The sequence below is a fragment of the Loktanella sp. F6476L genome, from assembly GCF_023015725.1.
Lineage (GTDB): Bacteria > Pseudomonadota > Alphaproteobacteria > Rhodobacterales > Rhodobacteraceae > Yoonia.
In genome coordinates this window covers 1-261 of sequence record NZ_JALKAR010000047.1, presented here as the reverse complement: position 1 = coordinate 261, position 261 = coordinate 1, and the positions used below count along the sequence as shown (strand labels likewise).

Annotated in this window: 1 protein-coding gene; it reads left to right on the top strand. The window is 51.0% G+C overall.

Going from position 1 to position 261, the window contains the following annotated elements:
- Positions 1-261: TRAP transporter large permease subunit (locus MWU61_RS19685; protein WP_247130178.1), on the top strand; the 261-nt coding region annotated here is incomplete at both ends.

The window sequence follows — 261 nt, the reverse complement described above, 5'->3', positions numbered from 1 at the left end:
GTCACCGCAATGGATGTTGGTCCTTGGACCGTTATGTTCTTTATCATCTTGATGTATCTGGTGCTGGGTGCGGTGCTGGAAAGCCTTTCGATGATCCTGCTCACCGTGCCAATCTTTTTCCCACTAGTGATGTCCCTTGATTTCGGGACGGGCATCCTGTCTGACCCTGAAATGGTCGCGATCTGGTTTGGGATCATCGTCGTTGTCGTAACAGAGATCAGCCTGATATCGCCGCCCATCGGATTGAATGTGTTTGTCCTG